Here is a 21218-nt window from a genome sequence, read left to right as displayed (position 1 = left end):
GGCCCATCCTTCACCAGACACACCAGAGGACAGACGTATGACGCAAATCCATCCCACCGCACTGGTTGACCCGAAGGCAGAGCTGGCATCCGACGTGACCGTCGGCCCGTTCTCCATCGTTGGCGCCAATGTGCGGATCGGCAGCGGCACCCGGATCGGCTCGCATACGACGGTCGAGGGTTACACCACGATCGGCGAGGGCAACACGATCGGCCCTTACGCATCGGTCGGCGGCGTGCCGCAGGACATGAAGTACCGCAACGAGCCGACCCGGCTCGAGATCGGCGACCGCAACACCATCCGCGAATTCACCACGATCCACACCGGCACGGTGCAGGACCGCGGCTTGACCAGTCTCGGCAACGACAACTGGATCATGGCCTACGTGCATATCGCGCATGACTGCACGGTCGGCAACCACACGGTGTTTTCCAGCAACGCGCAGATTGCCGGCCACGTTGAAGTGGGCGACTGGGCGATCCTGGGCGGCATGAGCGGCGTACACCAGTACGTGCGCATCGGCGCCCATGCGATGCTGGGTGGCGCCTCGGCGCTGGTGCAGGACGTGCCGCCGTTCGTGATCGCCGCCAGTGACAAGAGCGGCAACAAGGCCACGCCGCACGGTGTCAACGTCGAGGGGCTGCGCCGCCGCGGCTTCGACGCCGGCCAGATCGCCGCGCTGCGCCAGGCCTACAAGCTGCTTTACAAGTCCGACCTCAGCTTCGACGAGGCGCGCAACGAGATCGTGGCCTTGCTGGGCCAGGCTGATGCAGGCACTGCGGCGCCGCTGCAGGCGTTTGTCGACTTCCTTGCCGCCACCCAGCGCGGCATCGTACGCTGAGGCCGGACCGCAATGGTCGACGCCGCAATTCGGGGTGGCTTGCCCACGGGCAACGGTAGCGCCGCGGACCAGCGCGGCACCATCGCCATGGTGGCCGGCGAGGCCTCAGGCGACCTGCTGGCATCGTTGATGATGGGCGGGCTGCAGTCCCGCCTGGGCGATACGGTCGAGTACGCCGGCATCGGCGGCAAGCGCATGATGGCGCAGGGCTTCACCTCGCGCTGGCCGATGGAAACATTGTCGGTCAACGGCTATGTCGAGGTCCTGGGCTCGCTGCGCGAGATCCTGGCCACGCGGCGCGCGGTGCGCGACTGGCTGCTGGCCAATCCGCCGCAGTGCTTTATCGGGGTTGACGCCCCGGACTTCAATTTCGGCCTGGAAGTGCCGCTGCGCCGTGCCGGCATCCCTGTGGTGCATTTTGTCAGCCCGTCGATCTGGGCCTGGCGCGGCGGGCGCATCCGCACCATCGCGCGCGCGGTGGACCACATCCTGTGCCTGTTCCCGTTCGAGCCCGAGATCTACGCCAAGGCCGGCATTCCCGCCACCTACGTGGGCCATCCGCTGGCCGATGTGATCCCGATGGTGCCTGACGTCGCCGGGGCGCGCGCCGAGCTCGGCCTGCCCGCCGGGCACCGGGTGGTGGCGGTGCTGCCGGGCAGCCGCCAGTCCGAGGTGCGCAACCTTGGCGCCACCTTCTTTGCGGCGATGGCGCAAATGCAGCGCATGGACCCGAACCTGGCGTTCGTGCTGCCGGCGGCGAGCGCGCCGCTGCGCGCCATTATCGAAGCGCTGCACGCGCAGTATCCCGAACTGCGCCTGACCATCGTCGACGGCAAGTCGCACCAGGCGATGGAAGCTGCCGACGTGGTGCTGCTGGCCAGCGGCACCGCCACGCTGGAAGCGGCGCTGTACAAGAAGCCCATGGTGATCTCGTACAAGGTGCCCTGGCTGACCGCGCAGATCATGAAGCGGCAGGGTTACCTGCCGTACGTGGGATTGCCTAATATCCTTTCAGGGCGCTTCGTCGTGCCGGAACTGCTGCAGGACGATGCCACGCCCGAGGCGCTGGCCCGCGAAACGCTGCTGCAGCTCAACGACGAGGGCAACACCGCCTTCCTCTACGAGCATTTCACCCGCATGCACGAGACGCTCAAGTGCAATACCGCGCAACTGGCCGCCGATGTGGTGGTGGACCTGATGCACAGCCGGGGGACCGTCTGATGGCGCGCCGCGATGCTGAATCGCCGCAGATGGGGCTGGATCTTGCCCCGGCCGCTGCCGCCGTGCAGCGCCTGTGCGGCGTCGATGAAGCGGGCAGGGGACCGCTGGCCGGGCCGGTCTATGCCGCCGCCGTGGTGCTGGATCCGAAGCGTCCGATCCGCGGCCTGGCTGACTCCAAGATCCTGACCGCCGCCAAGCGCGAACAACTCTACGACAAGATCTGCGAACGCGCGCTCGGCTGGCATATCGCCTTCGCCACGGTCGAGGAGATCGACACACTCAACATCCTGCACGCCAGCATGCTGGCAATGCAGCGCGCCGTGCAGGGACTGGCCGCCAGCGGCATCGTGCCGGACCTGGTCCAGGTCGACGGCAACCGCTGCCCGCGGGTGCCGTTCCCGGTGGAAGCCATCGTCAAGGGCGATGCGCTGGTCAGGGCGATCTCGGCCGCGTCGATCCTGGCCAAGGTGGCGCGCGACCGCGAACTGATGTTGCTGCACGAGCGCTATCCGCAATACGGCTTCGATTCGCACGTCGGCTATGGCACGCCGCAGCACCTGGCCGCGCTGGCTGAGTTCGGCGCCACGCCGCACCACCGCCGTTCGTTTGCGCCCGTGCGCGAGGCGCTGGAACAGCGGCCCATGTTCACCGGCATGACCGCAGTGGCCGAAGTGACTGAGGTCACCGCCTCGGTTTCGGTCACGGTCGTGCAGTGAAGCGCACCTACCTCATCCCCGCATCGTGAAGCACGTCACCTCGCGCGACAACGCGCTGTTCAAGCATTTGAAGGCCTTGGCCACTTCCACGCACCAGCGCCGCAAGGCCGGGCAGTCGCTGCTCGACGGCGTGCACCTGGCGCAAGCCTACGTCGCCGCACGCGGCCAGCCCGTCACCTGCTTGGTGTCAGAGCGCCACTATGACCACGCCGAGGTGGCGCCAGTGCTGGCGCTGATCGAGGCCGAGCGCGTGGTTGTGCTGGCCGATGCACTGTTCACGCAGATCAGCGGCGTGGTCAATGGCATCGACCTGATGCTGGTGATCGAGACGCCGGTCGGCCACCTGCCGGCGCGCATCGAACAAGACTGCATCATCCTGGACGGGGTGCAGGATGCCGGCAATGTCGGGTCGATCCTGCGCAGCGCCGCTGCCGCCGGCATCCAGCATGCCTTCCTTGCCACCGGCTGTGCCTTTGCCTGGTCGGTCAAGACGCTGCGTGCCGGCATGGGTGCCAACTTTCACCTGAATATCGTCGAGCACTGCACGCTTGAGTCGCTGGCGCCACGCCTTGCGGTGCCGCTGCTGGCGACTTCGTCGCATGCCGATGCCGCGGTATTCGACACCGATCTGCGCGGGCCGGTGGCCTGGGTGGTCGGCAATGAGGGGGCAGGGGTCAGCGACGGCTGGATGGCTCACGTCACGCGCAAGGTGGGCATCCCGCAACCGGGCGGGCTGGAATCGCTGAATGTGGCGGCGGCGACCGCGATCTGCCTGTTCGAGGCAGTGCGCCAGCGGCGTGCCGCCTGAGGCTGCGCCGGCAGCGCAAGAAGAAAGCGGCCTGAACGGCCGCTTTTTGCTTTAGTAGTTGTCGCGATCGACCTTGATCTCCTGCAGGATCGTGGTCGCGATCTCTTCAATCGATTTGTGCGTGGAAGAGAGCCATTTGATGCCTTCGCGCCGCATCATCGCCTCGGCCTCGTTGACCTCATAGCGGCAGTTTTCCAGCGCTGCATACTTGCTGCCGGGGCGGCGCTCGTTGCGGATCTCGGTCAGGCGCTGCGGATCGATCGACAAGCCGAAGATCTTCGGCTTGAACGCGTACAACGCCGACGGCAGCCGGCCGCGCTCGAAATCGTCGGGAATCAGCGGGTAATTGGCTGCCTTCAGCCCGTATTGCATGGCCAGGTAGAGGCTGGTCGGGGTCTTGCCGCTGCGCGACACGCCCACCAGGATCACATCGGCTTCTTCCAGGTTCTTGTGTGACTGGCCGTCATCATGCGCCAGCGAGAAGTTGATCGCCTCGATCCGGTTCTTGTAGGCCTCGGTGTCCGCATTCTGGTGGAAGCGGCCGATGGCATGGGTGGACTTCAGGCCCAGTTCCTTCTCAAGCGGCTCAATGAAAGTCTGGAACATGTCCAGGATCATCGCCTTGGCGCGGCGCAGTGCCTTATTCGCTTCCTGGTTGACCAGCGTGGTGAAGACAATGGGCGGCACGCCTTCGTTGTGGAATGCCTCATTGATCTTGCCGACGGCGATATGTGCCTTTTCGGGGGTATCGACGAAGGGCATGCGCACCTTGCGGAAGCGCATCTCGAACTGGGCCAGGATCGAGTGACTGAACGTCTCCGCCGTGATGCCGGTGCCATCCGAGACGATGAACACGGTGCGGACCGCAGGGCGTTCGCTGGCCTGGGGTGCGTGAGCGGAGGGGGATTCAGGCTGCGTTCCAGGCTGGGACCCGGGTGTCGCCGTTCCGGGCGCTTCTGGCAGGGACATGGGGATGGCGCACATGGGGATGGCGCGTTAATAAATAGATTCAATCTTCCGCAGAAAAGTGCGGCGCAGCACGGTAGAATAGCGGCGATCTTTTCGCTAAGCAATTCTGCGGGGTGCACGCGCGTGCAACAAACAGCCTCGGAATTGTCGACAATGTGCGCTACGCGATGAGAGCCGTAGCGCCAGGTCCGCAGCGCCAGTTCGGGGTTGCTTAGCCAAGCGATCATTGGTCCGGGAACAGAACATCAACAACATACCGGCCATGCGCAACAAGTTTTCTACTTTGTTTTGAGGCTCTCATGACTAACCAGGCAGATAACGGCGCCTATGTGCTGCCGTTCGAGCAGTTGCGCATGGCTGACGTGGAAATCGTCGGCGGCAAGAATTCGTCGCTGGGCGAGATGATCTCCCAGCTGGCGGAAGCCGGCGTCCGGGTTCCCGGCGGCTTTGCCACCACCGCGCTCGCCTTCCGCGACTTCCTTGCCCACAACAACCTGACCGAGCGCATTTCCCAGCGCCTGAAGACTCTGAACGTCGACGACGTCAAGGCTCTGGCCGAGGCCGGTGCCGAGATCCGCGAGTGGGTCGCCTCCGCGCCGTTCCAGCCGCGCCTGGAGCAGGAAATCCGTGAATCCTACGCCCGCGTGGCCGAGCGCGAAGGCGCCGAGGCCTCGTTCGCCGTGCGTTCGTCGGCCACCGCCGAAGACCTGCCCGACGCCTCGTTCGCCGGCCAGCAAGAGTCCTACCTGAACGTCAGCGGCATCGACGACGTGCTCGACAAGATCAAGCACGTGTTCGCCTCGCTGTACAACGACCGTGCCATTTCCTACCGCGTGCACAAGGGCTTTGCCCATGATGTGGTGGCGCTGTCGGCCGGCATCCAGCGCATGGTGCGTTCGGACCTGGCTTCTTCGGGCGTGATGTTCACCATCGACACCGAATCCGGCTTCCCCGACGTGGTCTTCATCACCTCCAGCTACGGCCTGGGCGAAACCGTGGTGCAGGGCGCGGTCAACCCGGACGAGTTCTACGTCTTCAAGCCGACGCTGCAGGCCGGCAAGTACCCGATCATCCGCCGCTCGATCGGCTCCAAGCTGATCAAGATGGAATTCACCAAGCCGGGCGAAGCCGGCCGCGTCAAGACCGTCGACGTGCCCACCGAACTGCGCAACCGCTACTCGATCACCGACGACGACGTGACCGAGCTGGCCAGGTACGCGATGATCATCGAGAAGCACTATGGCCGTCCGATGGACATCGAGTGGGGCAAGGACGGCAAGGACGGCAAGATCTACATCCTGCAGGCGCGCCCGGAAACGGTGAAGAGCCAGTCCGCCGGCAAGGCCGAGCTGCGCTTCAAGCTCAAGGGCACCGCGCCGGTGCTGACCAGCGGCCGCGCCATCGGCCAGAAGATCGGCACCGGCCCGGTGCGCGTGATCAACGACCCGTCCGAGATGGAGCGCGTGCAGCCCGGCGACGTGCTGGTGGCCGACATGACCGACCCGAACTGGGAGCCGGTGATGAAGCGTGCCTCGGCCATCGTCACCAACCGTGGCGGCCGTACCTGCCACGCGGCCATCATCGCGCGTGAACTGGGCGTGCCGGCCGTGGTCGGCTGCGGCGACGCCACCGACGTGCTGAAGGACGGCACGCTGGTGACGGTGTCGTGCGCCGAAGGCGACGAAGGCCGCATCTACGACGGCCTGCTGGAAACCGAAGTGACCGAAGTCCAGCGTGGCGACATGCCGGAAATCGATGTCAAGCTGATGATGAACGTGGGCAACCCGCAGCTGGCGTTCGACTTCGCGCAGATCCCGAACTGCGGCGTCGGCCTGGCCCGCCTGGAATTCATCATCAACAACAACATCGGTGTCCACCCGAAGGCCATCCTTGACTACCCGCAAGTCGATGCCGACCTGAAGAAGGCCGTGGAAAGCGTGGCCCGCGGCCATGCCAGCCCGCGCGCGTTCTACGTCGACAAGCTGGCCGAGGGCATCGCCACCATCGGCGCGGCCTTCTACCCGAAGCCCGTGATCGTGCGCCTGTCGGACTTCAAGTCCAACGAGTACAAGAAGCTGATCGGCGGTTCGCGCTATGAGCCGGACGAAGAAAACCCGATGCTGGGCTTCCGCGGCGCCTCGCGCTACATCGCCGACGACTTCGCCGAAGCGTTCGAGATGGAATGCAAGGCCATGAAGCGCGTGCGCGACGAAATGGGCCTGACCAACGTCGAGATCATGGTGCCGTTCGTGCGTACGCTGGGCCAGGCTGCCAAGGTCATCGAGCTGCTGGCCAAGCACGGCCTGAAGCGCGGCGAGAACGGCCTGCGCATCATCATGATGTGTGAAGTGCCGTCCAACGCGATCCTGGCCGAAGAGTTCCTTCAGTACTTCGACGGCTTCTCGATCGGTTCGAACGACCTGACGCAGCTGACGCTGGGCCTGGACCGCGATTCGGGCATGGAACTGCTGGCCAAGGACTTCGACGAACGCGATCCGGCAGTGCGGTTCATGCTGTCGCGCGCCATCGAGGCGTGCATCCGCCTGAACAAGTATGTCGGCATCTGCGGCCAGGGTCCTTCGGACCATCCGGACTTTGCCGAGTGGCTGGCCAAGGAAGGCATCAAGTCGATCTCGCTGAATCCGGACTCGGTGGTCGAGACCTGGCAGAAGCTGGCTTCCTGAAGCATTTGACGTCACAATAACCATATTGCCGGCGCCTTCTGGCAGCCGGCAGGCACCGGCCCTGCGTCAGGTGTTGCTACTGCCCCGCAGACGCTGAAAGGCGCTGCGGGGTTTTTACTTTTCGGGATCTCTCTGGACGAACGGGGGCTTGGATGGCGTACTACATCTGGTTCGTGGCTGCGGTCGCGCTGGTGATCATCGAGCTGAACACCGGCACCTTTTACCTGCTGATGGTGGCGGTGGGGCTGGCTGCCGGCGGCGTGGGAGCCCTGCTGGGGTTGTCGCCGGCCGCGCAGACGCTGGTGGCCGCGCTGGTCGCGGCGGTGCTGATCGCCGGGCTGCGCCGTACCCGCTTTGGCAAGCTGCGGCGCGGCAACGCCGCTGCCGATCCCAACGTCAATCTCGATATCGGCGAGGAGCTCGACGTGCCCGGCTGGGACGCCAACGGGCGCGCCCGCGTGCCGTACCGCGGCGCTGACTGGACCGTGGAGCTGGCGCCCGATTGTGCCGCCGCGCCAGGCCGCTACCGCATCGTCGCGGTGCGCGGCAGCACCCTGGTCGTGTCTCCCCGCTGAAACCCTGTCTTATTGCGCGGCGCGGCAATTGCTGCGCCGCGATCCGCCTGCCGCCGCCTGGCGGCTCCGTACTGCTGTCTTCTGTCTGGAGGGTCGTTACATGCTCGCATTTCAGCTTGGTTTGTTGCCGCTGATCATCCTCATTGCCGTCATCGTGCTGATTGCCAAGGGCATCAAGATCGTGCCGCAGCAGCATGCCTGGGTGCTCGAGCGCCTCGGCCGCTACCATGCGACGCTGACGCCGGGGTTGTCGATCGTGGTGCCGTTCGTCGACCGCGTCGCGTACAAGCACGTGCTCAAGGAAATCCCGCTGGACGTGCCCAGCCAGGTCTGCATCACCAGGGACAACACGCAGCTGCAGGTCGATGGCGTGCTGTACTTCCAGGTCACGGACCCGATGAAGGCATCGTATGGATCGAGCAATTTCGTGGTCGCGATCACGCAGCTGTCGCAGACCACGCTGCGCTCGGTGATCGGCAAGCTGGAGCTCGACAAGACCTTCGAGGAGCGCGAGTTCATCAACCACAGCGTGGTCAACGCGCTGGATGAGGCTGCCGCCAACTGGGGCGTCAAGGTGCTGCGCTACGAGATCAAGGACCTGACCCCGCCCAAGGAGATCCTGCACGCGATGCAGGCGCAGATCACCGCCGAGCGCGAAAAGCGCGCGCTGATCGCCGCGTCGGAAGGCAAGCGCCAGGAGCAGATCAACCTGGCCACGGGCGCGCGCGAGGCGGCGATCCAGAAGTCAGAGGGCGAGCGGCAGGCCGCCATCAACAGGGCGCAGGGCGAGGCGAGCGCGATCCTGGCGGTGGCCGAGGCCAATGCGCAGGCGATCCAGAAGATCGGCAATGCAATCCGCACCGAAGGTGGCATGGATGCGGTCAACCTGAAGGTGGCCGAGGAATACGTGGCTGCGTTCGGCAACCTGGCCAAGCAGGGCAATACGCTGATCGTGCCAGGCAATCTGGGCGAGATGAGCAGCATGATCGCGTCCGCCCTGCAGATCGTGAAGGGGCAGCAGAAGGCTGCCTGAAGGGACTGACGGACACGCCGCGGCAGCGCGGCGCCGGGGCTCAGTCCTTGGCGTCGCCCTTCATGATGCGGGCCTTCTCGCGCTGCCAGTCGCGCTGCTTCTCGGTCTCGCGCTTGTCGAACTGCTTCTTGCCCTTGGCCAGGCCGATCTCGCATTTGACGCGGCCGCGCGTGTAGTGCAGGTTCAGCGGGACCAGCGTGTAGCCGCGCTGCTCGACCTTGCCGATCAGCTTCTTGATCTCGTCGGCCTTGAGCAGCAGCTTGCGGGTGCGCACCGGGTCGGGATTGACGTGGGTGGAGGCGCTTTGCAGCGGGCTGATATGGGCGCCGATCAGGAACATCTCGGCGTCGCGCACCACCACGTAGCCTTCCTTGATCTGCACGCGGTTGGCGCGGATCGCCTTGACTTCCCAGCCTTCCAGCACGATCCCGGCCTCATATCGCTCTTCGATGAAGTAGTCGAAAAAGGCCTTTTTGTTGTCTGCGATGGTCATGCGTGCGGGTGGGGGAACAATGAGTGGAATCCGGTCGGATCGCTGCAGTGCCGCATGGCGAGGTGCCGCCATGCGCCAGCGTCGGCTAAAATTGGCATTTTAGCAAACCAGCCCCGGTACCGGTTCATGCTGCCGCGCGTTGCGCACGGCATGGCCGGAAGCCAGATTGCCCACTACATGGCAGACGTCCATAAATCCGTGCTGCTCGGCTACTCCGCCGCGCAGATGTACGACCTGGTCACGCGCGTGGAGGACTATCCCAAGTTCCTTCCATGGTGCGGTGGCGTGGAGGTGTTCGAGCAGACCGATACTATGCTCGACGCCAAGATCCATATCCACTTCAAAGGGATCCAGCAGTTCTTCCACACCCGCAATACGCAGGAACGCCCCACCCGCATCGACATGACCTTTGCCGACGGGCCGTTCAAGACCTTCAACGGCGCGTGGCGCTTTACGCCACTGCGCGAAGACGCCTGCAAGATCGAATTCCACCTGCACTATGAGTTTTCCAGCCTGCTGCTGGAAAAAATCATCGGCCCGGTCTTCAGCATGATTGCCAATACCTTTGTCGACGCCTTCGTCAAGCGGGCCGAGGTGGTATATGTCGCCAACTGACGCTGGCGCGGGGACGGTGCATATCGCGGTCTGCTATGCGCGGCCCGATACCGTCTTCCTGAAGGAGATCGACGTGCAGGCCGGCACCACGATTGCCGCGGCGATCGTCGGCTCCGGGCTGCAGCAGGCCTGTCCGGAGGTGGACCCGTCGACCATGCGGGTGGGCATCTTCGGCAAGCTCAAGACGCCGGAGACGGTGGTGCGCGAAGGCGACCGCGTGGAGGTTTACCGGCCCTTGACCGCCGATCCCAAGCAGGCACGCCGCAAGCGGGTGCAGAAGCAGCGCGCGGGCGGCACGCGCGAAGGCCAGAAGTGGTTGCGCGGCAGCGGTTGAGCCGAGCCTGCCACGCATGCAAACGGGGCCGATGCGCCCCGTTTTTCTTTGACTTCAGCTGCAGTTCTTTTCGAGGCTGGCGTTGGTCTTGAGCATTTCGGCCTGGCGCTGGTCGCTGTTCAGGTGCTGCAGCGAGCCGTCCGGACCCGCCACCGCGGCGCGCATGCCTTGCTGCAGGCCGTTGGCGTAGCTGCGCAGCTGGGCGCAGCGGGCCTCGCGCTCAGCCGCCTCGCTTTCCCTGCGGGCCTCTACGGTGGCGGCTTTCAGGCTGGCCTCGCGGCGCTTCTGGAAGGCTTCTTCGGGCGTCGGCGCCGGGGCCGCGGCGGGCTTGGCCGCGGCTTTGGCCGGAGCGGGGGCAGCAGGGGCGGGCGCCGTGGCATTGGCGGCCTCCACCGGCTGGAACTCGCCGGCAAAGCGGCCCGGCGCACGCAGCACCTTGGCTGCCGCCGCCGACGGCGGCACGTCGCTGTAGACCATGCGGCCGTTGGCGTCGCGCCATTGCCAGTAGGCAAGGGCCTGGACGGGAACGGCGAGAGTGGCGGCGGCAAGCAGGCACAGCGCGGACGATCGTTTCATGGCGAGGCGTCTTAAAGTGACTCGGAAGTAACTGGTGCGGCTGGAATCGTGCTGGGCCGCCGGCTGCGCGCATGGCGATGTCGCGGCAGGACAGCCGCGGCGATGGCTTGGCGCCCGCCTGGTATCAGGTGCGTAGCGCCGGTTTGACCCTGGTAAAGCTGTTGTTCGTGGCGTGTGTGATCCCCGCGCCATCGTTCGCTAGTCTACGCAGACTTGTCGGTGGCGTGCAAGCGCACCGACCAGGCCACGCCGACCATCAGCAGCACAATGGCGGCGATTTCCAGCGGCCGCGGCCAGCGGTGATCGAAGACAAAGCCGTAGGCCAGCGCGAACAGCGTCTCGAACACGATCATCTGGCCCGACAGCGTCAGCGGCAGGCGCCGGCTGGCAATATTCCACAGGTTGTTGCCGATCAGCGACGCGCCCAACGCCACCGCGGCATTGACCATCCAGAACCACTGCCAGTCACGGCCGCTGTCGCCCGCGGTCAGCGTGTCGCCCGCCAGCAGCCAGCCGATCACGGCGAGCACCGCCGACACCGCGCCGGTCGACAACCCGTACAGCGCCGACCATTCATTACCGCTGTATTGCGGGTTGCGCTGCAGGTAGCGTGCGTTATCGACCGCGTAGAGCGTCCAGCAGACCAGCGCGCCGGCTGCGCAGCAAACGCCGGCCAGTTTCTGCCAGACTGGCCGGACTGCCGCACCGGCCGCCGCCGCGTGGGCGCTCTGGCCGCCGCCGAACAGGTCAATGTTGATGCATGCGATGCCGGCCACCACCACCAGCAGCGGCCACATCAGCCGCGACAGTGGCACGGCGCCGTGGTCGCGCCGGCCCATGATGGTGACCGAGATCGGCAGGATGCCGATGATCAGGGAGGTGGGGCCCACCCCGGCGAGCTGCACGCCGAAGGCCAGCAGCACGTAGTAGAGCAGGTTGCCGGTGAAGGCCTGGCGCAGCAGCGCCACGCAGTCCGCCCGGGTCAGCTTGCGCGCGATGCGCTTCATCAGCGGCAGCGCGGCCACGAAGGCGACCAGCCCATAGGCCAGGTAGCGGCCGATGGCCAGCTCCCACGGCGAGAACACGGGCAGCAGCTTGGGGGCGATAAAGACCATGCCCCAGAAGGCGCCTGCCAGCAGCCCGCACAATACGCCGATTCCCATGCTTCGGTTCGCCCGAGTAAAAACCGACGAGCATAGCAGACCGCTTGCAGGAAAGCCCGCAGGAAAGCCCGTTGCAGTGCATCAGCAAAGCGCGCATTCCTGTATAATTCGGTTTTGCGCCTAGAGGATTTGCTATGCGTCTTGTCCAGAAAGCACTCACATTCGATGACGTGCTGCTCGTACCGGCCTATTCGGCCGTCCTTCCCCGGGATGTCTCCCTCCGCACCAGCCTGACCCGCTCCATTGAACTGAACATCCCGCTGGTATCCGCGGCGATGGACACAGTGACGGAAGCCCGCCTGGCGATTTCCATGGCGCAGGCCGGCGGTATCGGCATCGTCCACAAGAACCTGAAGCCCGCCGACCAGGCCCGCGAAGTTGCGCGCGTCAAGCGCTATGAGTCGGGCGTGCTGCGTGATCCGATCACCATTTCGCCGGACATGAAGGTCCGCGATGTGATCGCGCTGTCGCAGCAACATGGCATTTCCGGCTTCCCGGTGCTGGAAGGCAAGGCCGTGGTCGGCATCATCACCAACCGCGACCTGCGCTTCGAGGAAGAGCTCGACGCCCCGGTGCGCGCCAAGATGACGCCCCGCGAAAAGCTGGTGACCGTGGCCGAAGGCGCGACGCTGGAAGAAGCCAAGCGCCTGATGAACCGCCACCGCCTTGAGCGCGTGCTGGTGGTTAACCAGGCCTTCGAGCTGCGCGGCCTGATCACGGTGAAGGACATCCAGAAGGCCGTGGACAATCCGCTGGCCAGCAAGGACGACCACGGCCAGCTGCGCGTAGGCGCCGCGGTCGGCGTGGGCCCGGACAACGACGAGCGCGTCGAACTGCTGGTCAAGGCCGGCGTCGACGTGATTGTGGTGGATACGGCGCACGGTCATAGCCAGGGCGTGCTGGACCGCGTCCGCTGGGTCAAGCAGAACTTCCCGCAGGTGCAGGTGGTTGGCGGCAATATCGCCACCGGCGATGCCGCGCGTGCGCTGGTCGAGCATGGCGCCGACGGCGTCAAGGTCGGCATCGGCCCGGGTTCGATCTGCACCACGCGTATCGTTGCCGGCGTGGGCGTGCCCCAGATCACGGCGGTTTCCAACGTGGCCGAAGCCCTCAAGGGCACCGGCGTGCCGCTGATCGCTGACGGCGGCGTGCGCTACTCCGGCGATGTGGCCAAGGCCCTGGCGGCCGGCGCCCACACCGTGATGATGGGCGGCATGTTCTCGGGTACCGAGGAAGCACCGGGCGAAACGTTCCTGTTCCAGGGCCGTTCGTTCAAGAGCTACCGCGGCATGGGTTCGGTGGGTGCGATGAAGGATGGCGCGGCAGACCGCTACTTCCAGGAAGACAACACCGCCAACGTCGACAAGCTGGTCCCCGAAGGCATTGAGGGCCGCGTGCCTTATAAGGGCTCGGTGATGGCGATCATCCACCAGCTGACCGGCGGCGTGCGTGCCTCGATGGGCTATTGCGGCGGCAAGTCGATTGCCGACTGGCACGAGAGCGCCCAGTTCGTCCAGATCACGGCAGCCGGCATGCGTGAATCGCACGTGCACGACGTGCAGATCACCAAGGAAGCGCCGAACTACCATATCGACTGACGCGCAGCGGCTGCGCCCGTCGCCTCGCGGCGGTGCGCGGCCGCAAGATCGTCGGGGCGAGGGCGCATTGCCGCGGGCGGCGCCTTCGCCTGACCGGAATGCCATCCGGCCCGGCCGCTCGCCACGCCGGTGTTGCCTGAAGGTGGGCCACACCAGCCGGCCGCACCATCGGCCAGGCCCATGACGAGGAGCGCCAATGAAGGTATTGCTGCGAGCCGTGCTGTTTTTTGATGCCCTGGTGGATTTGATGCTGGGCATCCTGCTGTTGATGTCCCCGTTCACCACGCTGTATGCGGCGCTGCAGTTGCCGCAGCCGCAACCCGCCCTGTTCGGGCAGCTGCTGGGCGTGGCACTGGTCGGCCTGGCCGTGCTGCTGTGGCAGGCAACATTCAACGGCCAGCTGACAGTGCCAGTGGCGCGCACGGCCGGCTATGTGAACCTGGCCAGCGCAGTGCTGATCATTGCCTGGATGGTGTTCATGGAACTGCCGCTGGTCGGCGCGGGCAAGATCTGGCTGCCGGTGATGGCAGTGGTGCTGGCGTTTTTCGCGCTGGTGCAGATTCCCGCTTCCAGGCGCGTGCGCAACCGCGAAAGGCAGCTGAAGGCCGAGCGCGCACTGCAGGAACAGGAAAACAAGAAGGAAGTCCGCAAGGAACCCGGCGTCGCCCCCGCGGCGCGCCCAACGAATACCCCAGAATTCCGGCGCGAGCCGGTCATCACGCCGCCGCCGGGCTATGGCCCCGGCACGGAAGTCGTGGCCGAGCCCATCCCGGAAGACACGCCATCGGCCCATCATGCACGACAAAATCCTCATTCTTGATTTCGGCTCGCAGGTCACGCAGCTGATCGCCCGCCGCGTCCGCGAGGCGCACGTCTATTGCGAGATCCACCCGAACGACGTCTCCGACGACTTCGTCCGCGAGTTCGCCCCCAAGGCCATCATCCTGTCGGGCAGCCACGCCAGTACCTATGAAGACCACCAGCTGCGCGCGCCGCAGGCCGTGTGGGACCTGGGCGTGCCGGTGCTGGGCATCTGCTACGGCATGCAGACTATGGCCGTGCAGCTGGGCGGCAAGGTCGAGTGGAGCGATCACCGCGAATTCGGCTACGCCGAGGTGCGCGCCCATGGCCACACCAACCTGCTCAAGGACATCGAGGATTTCCGCACGCCGGAAGGCCATGGCATGCTCAAGGTCTGGATGAGCCACGGCGACAAGGTTGCCGGCCTGCCGCCGGGCTTCAAGCTGATGGCCTCCACCCCCAGTTGCCCGATCGCCGGCATGGCCGACGAGGCGCGCGGCTACTACGCGGTGCAGTTCCACCCCGAGGTCACGCATACCGCCAAGGGCCGTCAGATGCTGGAGCGCTTCGTGCTCGGCATCGCTGGCTGCAAGCCTGACTGGGTCATGCACGACCATATCGCGGAAGCCGTCGCCAAGATCCGCGAGCAGGTCGGCGATGAAGAAGTCATCCTGGGCCTGTCCGGCGGCGTCGACTCGTCGGTGGCCGCGGCGCTGATCCACCGCGCCATCGGCGATCAGCTCACCTGCGTGTTCGTCGACCACGGCCTGCTGCGCCTGGACGAAGGCAAGATGGTGATGGACATGTTCGCCGGCCGCCTGCACGCCAAGGTCGTGCATATCGATGCTTCCGATCAGTTCCTCGGCCACCTGGCCGGCGTGACCGATCCCGAGCAGAAGCGCAAGATCATTGGCCGCGAGTTCGTTGAAGTGTTCCAGGCCGAGGCCAAGAAGCTGACCAACGCCAAGTGGCTGGCGCAGGGCACGATCTATCCGGACGTGGTGGAGTCGGGCGGCACCAAGACCAAGAAGGCCACCACCATCAAGAGCCACCACAACGTCGGCGGCCTGCCGGAGACGCTGGGCCTGAAGCTGCTGGAGCCGCTGCGCGACCTGTTCAAGGACGAAGTGCGCGAGCTGGGCGTGGCTCTGGGCCTGCCGCCGGAAATGGTCTACCGCCACCCGTTTCCGGGCCCGGGCCTGGGCGTGCGCATCCTGGGCGAGGTCAAGCGCGACTACGCCGACCTGCTGCGCCGCGCCGATGCCATCTTCATCGAAGAATTGCGCAAGACCATCGCCACCGAACAGGACGCCGCCGCGGGTCTGTGCGAGCCGGACCAGGTCGGCAAGAGCTGGTACGACCTGACTAGCCAGGCCTTCGCCGTGTTCCTGCCGGTCAAGTCCGTGGGCGTGATGGGCGACGGCCGCACCTACGACTACGTCGTCGCGCTGCGCGCGGTGCAGACCACCGACTTCATGACCGCGCACTGGGCACATCTGCCGTATGCGCTGCTGGGCCGTTGCTCGAACCGGATCATTAACGAAGTACGTGGCCTGAACCGGGTTGTGTATGACGTGTCGGGGAAACCGCCGGCGACGATTGAGTGGGAGTGAGGGGCAGGGATTTCGTCATCTTGCTGCTACGGCAATACCGGCCGTGACAGTAGCGATCAATCTCGGAAGCCAGGTTTCATGCGTGTTCGCGGGAATATGTAGGTCTCGTGGAAAGAGTAGGCGTCCGGCCAGCCCCTCCACAGACCTGCTATCCCGAACGCCGGCTCGACCGGCAGGTTGGGGCTAGTCGCGCCCAGACGCGGCAATGCGGAACACACCCAGCTCATCCGGCGCGCACTGCGCGATCAGCCCGGTTTCCCACGCCAGGTAGGCGCGGGCTGCGTCCCGGTTGCCCTCGTGGCGGTCGTGCACGAAGAACAGGTAATCGATGCGCGCTTTGGCTGGCAGCGGCTCGAGCGCAGCCGCTTGCGGCAGCCCGGCTGATTGCCAGGTGGCATAGCCATTGTCGGTGTGGTACACGTGCCGATAGCCCGCCTCAAGCAGATCCCCGCCCGCAAGTATTGCCATGTCTGGCTCGCTGGCGATCAGAACCACAGGATCGGCATGCGCTACGCCAAGCGCCCGCAGTTGTTGCAGCAGCCGCGGCCGGATCGACCAGACCGCGCCAGATGCATGACCGCGCTCAGATGCCGAGCTCTCGCGCAGGTCGATGATAGCTAGGCACTGGGCTGCGATGTGCAGCGCTTGCAGCAGGTCGGCGTTGAGCACGGGCAGGGCGGTAGTGACCTCCACCTTTGGTCGCGCGCGAACCTGCAGCGAGGCCTCCACGCCATCGGCAAGCACGGCGGTCTCATAGCCAAGCTGGTGCAACCAGCTGGCAACCACCGGCGCGCGCACGCCGTCGTCGTCGAACACAATGACGCGGCTGCCGCGCACCCCGATATAGCGATCCGTTGCCTGCACCAGCTGTCCGCCGGGCGCATGCACCGCGCCATCGATCGTACGCCGGGCAAATTCGTCGGCGGAACGGATATCGAAGAGGTAGGTGGTGCGGTGCGCATCATGCAGCCATTGCTGTGCCTGCGCGGTCGACAGCGAGGGCAGGCCAAAGCGCTCTGCAGCAGCCTGACGGAGCGCTCGCGCGCCGCGGCGAGCACCGGCGCCGAAGGCACGGCGACAGTGAAGCGGTCGCTGCCATGCTCCAGCGCATGGCCTGCCAGATACCAGCCCTGCGTGCCGTTCTCCAGCGCCAGTACCGGATTGGGCAGGCCCAGGTTCAGCAGCGTCTGGGCGCCGATGATGCTGCGCGTGCGCCCGGCGCAATGCACCACCACGGGCGTGTTCGGATTGGGCAGCAGCGCGGGCAGCCGCAGCGCAAGGTCGCCGTTGGGGCAGCTCAGCGCGCCCGGGACGGTCATCTTGCGGTGTTCTTCCTCGGAGCGGCCATCCACCAGCACGAAGCTCTCTCCGGCGGCACGGCGCGCTACAAGGTCGTCGGCGCTCAGGCGGGGCGTGTGCTGGATGTGCTCGACCAGCTCGCCAAACGTCTTGGAGGGTACGTTGACTCCCTTGAACAAGGTATAGCCGGCGGCAGCCCAGGCGGGTGCGCCGCCGTCGAGCACTGTCACGTTCAGGTAGCCAAGATCGGCGAGGCGCCGCGCTGCGTGCGACGCCACGGGATTTTCCACGTCGCCATCGTCGAACAGCACGATGCGTTCCGCACGGCGCGGTGCCAGCTGGCCGACTTCAAGCTCAAGGCGGCTGTAGGGCAGGGGCACGGCGAAGAACGGATGGCCTTCGCCGTACTGGCCGTGCTCGCGAACGTCGAACAGGGCTAGCGGCTGCCCGTCGTTGAGCCAGCCGCGCAGCGTGGCGGCGTCGATGGCATGGGTCATGTCAGTCATTTGGGTTCCAGCGGTTATCAGCGCAGCGCGATGCCCGATGCGGCGATCACCGAGGCGTAACGGGGCAGGTCGCGCGCCAGCGTTGCATCCAGCTCCTGCGCCGACGAGGCGACTACGACATAGCCAGCGTCTTCCAACTGGCCGCGGGTGGCGGGTGCGTGCAGCACCGCCGCGACATCGCGGCTGATGCGCTCGACCACAGCAGCCGGAGTTGCCGCATGCGCGAGCAGTCCTTGCCAACTCTCCACGGCAAAGCCCGTGGCGCCGGCTTCGGCAAGCTTGGGAACCTGCGGCAGTGCTTTGGAGCGATAAGGTGTCGTGACCGCGAGCGCGGATAAGCTTGCCGGCGCGTACATAGTCGGTCACCGCTGCCAGCGTGATCAGCGTGGCGTCGATATGGCCGCCGAGCAGGTCCACGGTAGCCGGCGCACCGCCGGCATACGGGATGTAGTTGACCTTTAAGCCAAGCTGGCGCGACAGCATTTCATGCGCGATGTGGGCGATGCCGCCATTGCCGGGCAGCCCGAGCACTGACCAGAAACCGAACCAATCCGATTGACAACGGAAGTCATATCAGTATCAGTGCGGCGCTGTTGGAAGCGCCAAGGGAGGCGTTCGCCTTGTGGGCGCCGCTGCAATGCTGTTTGCCGCAATGTGGGCGGCCAATCCGGCAAACGCTCAACCGGGGCGGACGCCCACTAAACCGATTCGGCTGGTCGTGCAGTATGCGCCAGGCGGGGGAACGGATGTACTCGCCCGCCTTGTCGTGGCACGCATTGGTATCAACCCATCGTGGTGGAGAACCGGCGGGGTCCCAACGGCGTGATTGGTGCCAATGTCACTCATGCATCGCCGCCGGATGGATACACGTTGCTGTTTGCGGCCGCCGACTCTATTTCAGTCGCACCGTATATTCACAAGAAGGTCGTCCAGTTTCAGCCCAATGGCTTCCGGCCCCGTTGCTCCCGTAGCCAAGATGGGCTTCGTTCTGGGGAGTCGTCCGGATGCCGAGACCAGGACTGTCCAGGACATCGTCGCGAAGGCAAAAACCAGCTCACTTTCCTGTGGTCATTGGGGACCGGGGAGCATGGCGCAAATGGGCATGGAATTGCTCAAGACCAAGGCGCACATCAACAAAATGCTCGAAGTGCCGTTCGGCGGCGCGGCACCCGTCATGACGGCTGTCATGGGTGGCATTCATTCCCACACCTTTGGTGGTCGCCAACAAGGCCAAACTGTGGCTCTATGCACTGGGATCTCCTGAGCGCTTCCCGTCAATCAAGGAGGTTCCTACGCTCACCGAAAGTGGCTATGCAATCGACGCTGACACCTGGTTTGGCGTGCTCGCTCCGCCAAATACGCCGCAAGTGGTTGTTGATGTCATCCAGGCGCAGGTGACTCGCGCCACGTCCCAGCCAGAGTTCCGTGCGCGCCTCGCCGACATGGCTTATACGCCAATCACGATTAACCCCAAGAAGTTCGGTGAATTTGTCCAGGCTGAGGATCAACGATGGGGCGCGGCTGTCAAGGCGGCAAGGATACGGATTGAGGAGTAGCGGGTGTGCGCTGAACGCCATCTGGCATACGCGATGCTATGCCGCCGGCTAGCGCCCCGCCGCATAGCAGCCGCGTATGCTGCGCTGAGCCATACGTGCGGGCGATATCCGTGTGCAAAGGCCATGGCTTGGCATGCTCGCGCGCCCTACGGCTTACTGTTCCAGCCGATCCGGTGCCGCTCCTGCGTGGCTTCATGTCATCGGACAAACGACTTCCCATGCAAGTCCAGCGGCACCGGCTGGGTCAGCGTCTCGGGGCGCAGGATGCGGTCAAGTTCCTCTTTCGACAGCAGGCCCTTACGCAAGACGATTTCATAGACGCTGCCGCCTGTTGCGTGCGCTTCCTGCGCAACGGCGGTTGCGTTGGCATAGCCGATGTAGGGGTTGAGCGCCGTCACGATGCCGATCGAGTTCTCGACAGTGGCGCGCAGCCGGTCGGCATTCGCGGTGATGCCTTTGACGCAGCGCTCGGCGAGCGTCAGGCAGCCGTTGCGCAGATGGCTGACGCTCTTGAACAGGCTGTGCGCGATGATCGGCTCGAACGCATTGAGCTGGAGCTGGCCGGCCTCGGCCGCAAAGCTGACGGTGACGTCATTGCCGATGACTTCGAAGGCGATCTGATTCACGACTTCGGGGATCACCGGATTAACCTTGCCGGGCATGATGCTGGAGCCGGCCTGCATCGGCGGCAGGTTGATCTCCCCCAGGCCAGCGCGCGGGCCGCTGGATAGCAGCCGCAAATCGTTACATGTCTTCGATAGCTTCACGGCAACGCGCTTCAACACACCGGAGAGCTGCACGAACGAGCCGCAGTCCTGCGTGGCCTCGATCAGATTGGGTGCGGTTTCCAGCGGAATGCCTGTGATCTCGCGCAGGCGCCGCAGCACCACGGGCGCATACGACGGATGCGCGGTGATGCCGGTGCCGATTGCGGTGGCCCCAAGGTTGATCTCGCAGATCAGCATCGCGGCTTCGCGCAGGCGCGCCTCGTCTTCTCCGAGCATCACGGCGTAGGTGCTGAATTCCTGGCCGAGCGTCATCGGCACGGCATCCTGCAGCTGAGTGCGGCCCATCTTGATGATGTGAGCGAACTCGTCGGCCTTCGCCTCGAAGGCCCGTCGCAGCACCGCCATGGCGTCGACAAGACCGGCGATACCGAACCACGTAGCGACCTTCAGCGCGCTCGGGTAGACATCGTTGGTGCTCTGGCCGATGTTGACGTGCTCGTTCGGGTGCAGGTGCTGGTACTCGCCCTTCTGATGGCCGAGCAGTTCGAGCGCGCGGTTGGCGATCACCTCATTGGCGTTCATGTTGGTCGAGGTGCCGGCGCCGCCCTGAATGACATCGACGACAAACTGGTCGTGCAGCTTCCCGGCAATCAACTCCTGGCAGGCGCCGACGATCGCGTCGCAGCGCGCCTTGTCGAGCAGGCCCAGCTCATGGTTGGCCTGCGCCGCGGCCTGCTTGATCGCAGCCAGCGCCTTGATCAGCTCTGGGTAGATGGAGATCGGGGTGCCTGTGATAGGGAAATTCTCGACGGCGCGCAACGTATGTACGCCGTAGTAGGCCTGGACAGGGACTTCACGGTCACCCAGGAGGTCATGTTCGGTTCTGAAGAGTCCGGCAGTCATGGTTACGCTCCTCGCGTAAGTTGGTTTTAGCACTGCTGCCGGAGTCTAGGGAATCGGCCGCACCTGCAACACGTTCGATGCCAAGATTTCATGGGGTGTCGCGGCGCAGTGCATGATTATGCAGAAATGGCATGACCGGGGTTCGATTCTGCCGGTAGCCTGCGAAGCTGCCAGGGCAATCTGATA

Annotated in this window: 19 protein-coding genes and 3 pseudogenes; 15 read left to right on the top strand and 7 right to left on the bottom strand. The window is 65.2% G+C overall.

The genetic code is table 11. From position 1 onward, the window contains the following. The first annotated feature begins 37 nt into the window (after positions 1–37). The 4 genes from lpxA to AC1Q7H_RS20960 are packed head-to-tail and all read left to right on the top strand — an operon-like array spanning position 38 to position 3586. Positions 38–841: an acyl-ACP--UDP-N-acetylglucosamine O-acyltransferase gene (lpxA, locus tag AC1Q7H_RS20975; RefSeq protein ID WP_013956949.1), complete on the top strand. Its 804-nt coding sequence runs from the start codon at positions 38–40 to the stop codon at positions 839–841. Positions 842–853: 12 nt separating this feature from the next. After that, positions 854–2062, top strand: coding sequence for a lipid-A-disaccharide synthase (lpxB, locus tag AC1Q7H_RS20970; protein WP_013956948.1), 1209 nt, complete (start codon positions 854–856; stop codon positions 2060–2062). After that, positions 2062–2778, top strand: coding sequence for a ribonuclease HII (gene rnhB / locus AC1Q7H_RS20965; protein ID WP_013956947.1), 717 nt, complete (start codon positions 2062–2064; stop codon positions 2776–2778). The genes lpxB and rnhB overlap by 1 nt, the downstream gene beginning before the upstream one ends. Positions 2779–2803: 25 nt before the next feature. Beyond that, entirely contained in the window at positions 2804–3586 is a 783-nt protein-coding gene (locus AC1Q7H_RS20960; RefSeq protein ID WP_013956946.1) for a TrmH family RNA methyltransferase, read from the top strand. A 51-nt stretch (positions 3587–3637) separates the two neighbouring features. Here AC1Q7H_RS20960 and ppsR read toward each other — a convergent pair whose 3' ends face one another. After that, a complete protein-coding gene (gene ppsR / locus AC1Q7H_RS20955; protein ID WP_010809585.1) occupies positions 3638–4441 on the bottom strand; it encodes a posphoenolpyruvate synthetase regulatory kinase/phosphorylase PpsR in 804 nt (267 codons plus the stop codon). A gap of 413 nt (positions 4442–4854) precedes the next feature. Between ppsR and ppsA the strand changes: the two genes are divergently transcribed. The 3 genes from ppsA (at position 4855) to AC1Q7H_RS20940 (ending at position 8847) form a co-directional block, all read left to right on the top strand. After that, a complete protein-coding gene (ppsA, locus tag AC1Q7H_RS20950) occupies positions 4855–7239 on the top strand; it encodes a phosphoenolpyruvate synthase (protein WP_153956063.1) in 2385 nt (794 codons plus the stop codon). A gap of 152 nt (positions 7240–7391) precedes the next feature. Further along, on the top strand, positions 7392–7814 hold the full coding sequence (locus tag AC1Q7H_RS20945) for an NfeD family protein (RefSeq protein WP_013956944.1): 423 nt from the start codon (positions 7392–7394) through the stop codon (positions 7812–7814). A gap of 100 nt (positions 7815–7914) precedes the next feature. Next, positions 7915–8847 carry an SPFH domain-containing protein gene (locus AC1Q7H_RS20940; RefSeq protein WP_013956943.1) on the top strand — a complete coding sequence of 311 codons (933 nt, stop codon included), beginning with the start codon at positions 7915–7917 and terminating at the stop codon, positions 8845–8847. 40 nt (positions 8848–8887) lie between these two features. Here AC1Q7H_RS20940 and smpB read toward each other — a convergent pair whose 3' ends face one another. Continuing rightward, positions 8888–9340 carry an SsrA-binding protein SmpB gene (smpB, locus tag AC1Q7H_RS20935; protein WP_013956942.1) on the bottom strand — a complete coding sequence of 151 codons (453 nt, stop codon included), beginning with the start codon at positions 9338–9340 and terminating at the stop codon, positions 8888–8890. A 177-nt stretch (positions 9341–9517) separates the two neighbouring features. Here smpB and AC1Q7H_RS20930 point away from each other — a divergent pair, with 177 nt between their 5' ends. Together AC1Q7H_RS20930 and AC1Q7H_RS20925 are read left to right on the top strand one after the other, a co-directional pair. Beyond that, positions 9518–9955, top strand: a complete 438-nt coding sequence (locus AC1Q7H_RS20930; protein WP_010809580.1) for a type II toxin-antitoxin system RatA family toxin — start codon at positions 9518–9520, stop codon at positions 9953–9955. Beyond that, positions 9942–10289 (top strand): RnfH family protein, encoded by a 348-nt coding sequence (locus AC1Q7H_RS20925; protein WP_492381684.1) that lies wholly within the window; start codon positions 9942–9944, stop codon positions 10287–10289. The genes AC1Q7H_RS20930 and AC1Q7H_RS20925 overlap by 14 nt, the downstream gene beginning before the upstream one ends. A 54-nt stretch (positions 10290–10343) precedes the next feature. Here AC1Q7H_RS20925 and AC1Q7H_RS20920 read toward each other — a convergent pair whose 3' ends face one another. Both AC1Q7H_RS20920 and AC1Q7H_RS20915 read right to left on the bottom strand, forming a co-directional pair. Next, positions 10344–10865, bottom strand: coding sequence for a DUF4124 domain-containing protein (locus tag AC1Q7H_RS20920; RefSeq protein WP_013956939.1), 522 nt, complete (start codon positions 10863–10865; stop codon positions 10344–10346). Between the two features lie 203 nt (positions 10866–11068). Further along, on the bottom strand, positions 11069–12028 hold the full coding sequence (locus AC1Q7H_RS20915; RefSeq protein WP_013956938.1) for a DMT family transporter: 960 nt from the start codon (positions 12026–12028) through the stop codon (positions 11069–11071). A gap of 134 nt (positions 12029–12162) precedes the next feature. Between AC1Q7H_RS20915 and guaB the strand changes: the two genes are divergently transcribed. The 3 genes from guaB to guaA all read left to right on the top strand — a co-directional run bounded on the left by guaB (position 12163) and on the right by guaA (position 16040). Further along, positions 12163–13626, top strand: a complete 1464-nt coding sequence (gene guaB / locus AC1Q7H_RS20910; RefSeq protein ID WP_013956937.1) for an IMP dehydrogenase — start codon at positions 12163–12165, stop codon at positions 13624–13626. 196 nt (positions 13627–13822) lie between these two features. Then, the gene (locus tag AC1Q7H_RS20905) at positions 13823–14446 is read left to right on the top strand and encodes a hypothetical protein (protein WP_013956936.1); all 624 of its coding nucleotides are present in this window, start codon (positions 13823–13825) and stop codon (positions 14444–14446) included. Beyond that, positions 14421–16040: a glutamine-hydrolyzing GMP synthase gene (gene guaA, locus AC1Q7H_RS20900; RefSeq protein WP_153956061.1), complete on the top strand. Its 1620-nt coding sequence runs from the start codon at positions 14421–14423 to the stop codon at positions 16038–16040. The genes AC1Q7H_RS20905 and guaA overlap by 26 nt, the downstream gene beginning before the upstream one ends. Positions 16041–16223: 183 nt before the next feature. On the opposite strand, the pseudogene AC1Q7H_RS20895 reads toward guaA, so the two are convergent. Beyond that, a pseudogene (locus AC1Q7H_RS20895) lies at positions 16224–17845 on the bottom strand (rhodanese-like domain-containing protein). Positions 17846–17862: 17 nt separating this feature from the next. Beyond that, a pseudogene (locus AC1Q7H_RS20890) lies at positions 17863–18373 on the bottom strand (tripartite tricarboxylate transporter substrate-binding protein); the annotation flags it as partial. A 264-nt stretch (positions 18374–18637) separates the two neighbouring features. Here AC1Q7H_RS20890 and AC1Q7H_RS20885 point away from each other — a divergent pair. The 3 genes and pseudogenes from AC1Q7H_RS20885 to AC1Q7H_RS20875 all read left to right on the top strand — a co-directional run. Further along, positions 18638–18760: pseudogene (locus tag AC1Q7H_RS20885) on the top strand (Bug family tripartite tricarboxylate transporter substrate binding protein); the annotation flags it as partial. After that, positions 18705–19109 (top strand): tripartite tricarboxylate transporter substrate-binding protein, encoded by a 405-nt coding sequence (locus AC1Q7H_RS20880; protein ID WP_371827422.1) that lies wholly within the window; start codon positions 18705–18707, stop codon positions 19107–19109. The pseudogene AC1Q7H_RS20885 and the gene AC1Q7H_RS20880, both read left to right, overlap by 56 nt. Beyond that, entirely contained in the window at positions 19036–19401 is a 366-nt protein-coding gene (locus tag AC1Q7H_RS20875) for a Bug family tripartite tricarboxylate transporter substrate binding protein (protein WP_228772658.1), read from the top strand. The genes AC1Q7H_RS20880 and AC1Q7H_RS20875 overlap by 74 nt, the downstream gene beginning before the upstream one ends. A 197-nt stretch (positions 19402–19598) precedes the next feature. On the opposite strand, the gene aspA is transcribed toward AC1Q7H_RS20875, so the two are convergent. Then, on the bottom strand, positions 19599–21032 hold the full coding sequence (gene aspA, locus AC1Q7H_RS20870) for an aspartate ammonia-lyase (protein WP_013956928.1): 1434 nt from the start codon (positions 21030–21032) through the stop codon (positions 19599–19601). Positions 21033–21218 lie beyond the last annotated feature (186 nt).

The sequence above is a fragment of the Cupriavidus sp. GW823-FHT06D04 genome, from assembly GCF_058795055.1.
Note: the sequence above shows the minus strand (reverse complement) of the source record. Positions and strands in the feature narration are given on the sequence as shown.

Excerpts from the sequence above, each read along its gene's own strand:
- lpxA (WP_013956949.1), top strand. The coding sequence starts at position 38 with ATGACGCAAATCCATCCCACCGCACTGGTTGACCCGAAGGCAGAGCTG.
- lpxB (WP_013956948.1), top strand. The coding sequence starts at position 854 with ATGGTCGACGCCGCAATTCGGGGTGGCTTGCCCACGGGCAACGGTAGC.
- rnhB (WP_013956947.1), top strand. The coding sequence starts at position 2,062 with ATGGCGCGCCGCGATGCTGAATCGCCGCAGATGGGGCTGGATCTTGCC.
- ppsA (WP_153956063.1), top strand. The coding sequence starts at position 4,855 with ATGACTAACCAGGCAGATAACGGCGCCTATGTGCTGCCGTTCGAGCAG.
- AC1Q7H_RS20945 (WP_013956944.1), top strand. The coding sequence starts at position 7,392 with ATGGCGTACTACATCTGGTTCGTGGCTGCGGTCGCGCTGGTGATCATC.
- AC1Q7H_RS20940 (WP_013956943.1), top strand. The coding sequence starts at position 7,915 with ATGCTCGCATTTCAGCTTGGTTTGTTGCCGCTGATCATCCTCATTGCC.
- smpB (WP_013956942.1), bottom strand. The coding sequence starts at position 9,340 with ATGACCATCGCAGACAACAAAAAGGCCTTTTTCGACTACTTCATCGAA.
- AC1Q7H_RS20930 (WP_010809580.1), top strand. The coding sequence starts at position 9,518 with ATGGCAGACGTCCATAAATCCGTGCTGCTCGGCTACTCCGCCGCGCAG.
- AC1Q7H_RS20925 (WP_492381684.1), top strand. The coding sequence starts at position 9,942 with ATGTCGCCAACTGACGCTGGCGCGGGGACGGTGCATATCGCGGTCTGC.
- AC1Q7H_RS20920 (WP_013956939.1), bottom strand. The coding sequence starts at position 10,865 with ATGAAACGATCGTCCGCGCTGTGCCTGCTTGCCGCCGCCACTCTCGCC.
- AC1Q7H_RS20915 (WP_013956938.1), bottom strand. The coding sequence starts at position 12,028 with ATGGGAATCGGCGTATTGTGCGGGCTGCTGGCAGGCGCCTTCTGGGGC.
- guaB (WP_013956937.1), top strand. The coding sequence starts at position 12,163 with ATGCGTCTTGTCCAGAAAGCACTCACATTCGATGACGTGCTGCTCGTA.
- AC1Q7H_RS20905 (WP_013956936.1), top strand. The coding sequence starts at position 13,823 with ATGAAGGTATTGCTGCGAGCCGTGCTGTTTTTTGATGCCCTGGTGGAT.
- guaA (WP_153956061.1), top strand. The coding sequence starts at position 14,421 with ATGCACGACAAAATCCTCATTCTTGATTTCGGCTCGCAGGTCACGCAG.
- AC1Q7H_RS20880 (WP_371827422.1), top strand. The coding sequence starts at position 18,705 with ATGGATACACGTTGCTGTTTGCGGCCGCCGACTCTATTTCAGTCGCAC.
- aspA (WP_013956928.1), bottom strand. The coding sequence starts at position 21,032 with ATGACTGCCGGACTCTTCAGAACCGAACATGACCTCCTGGGTGACCGT.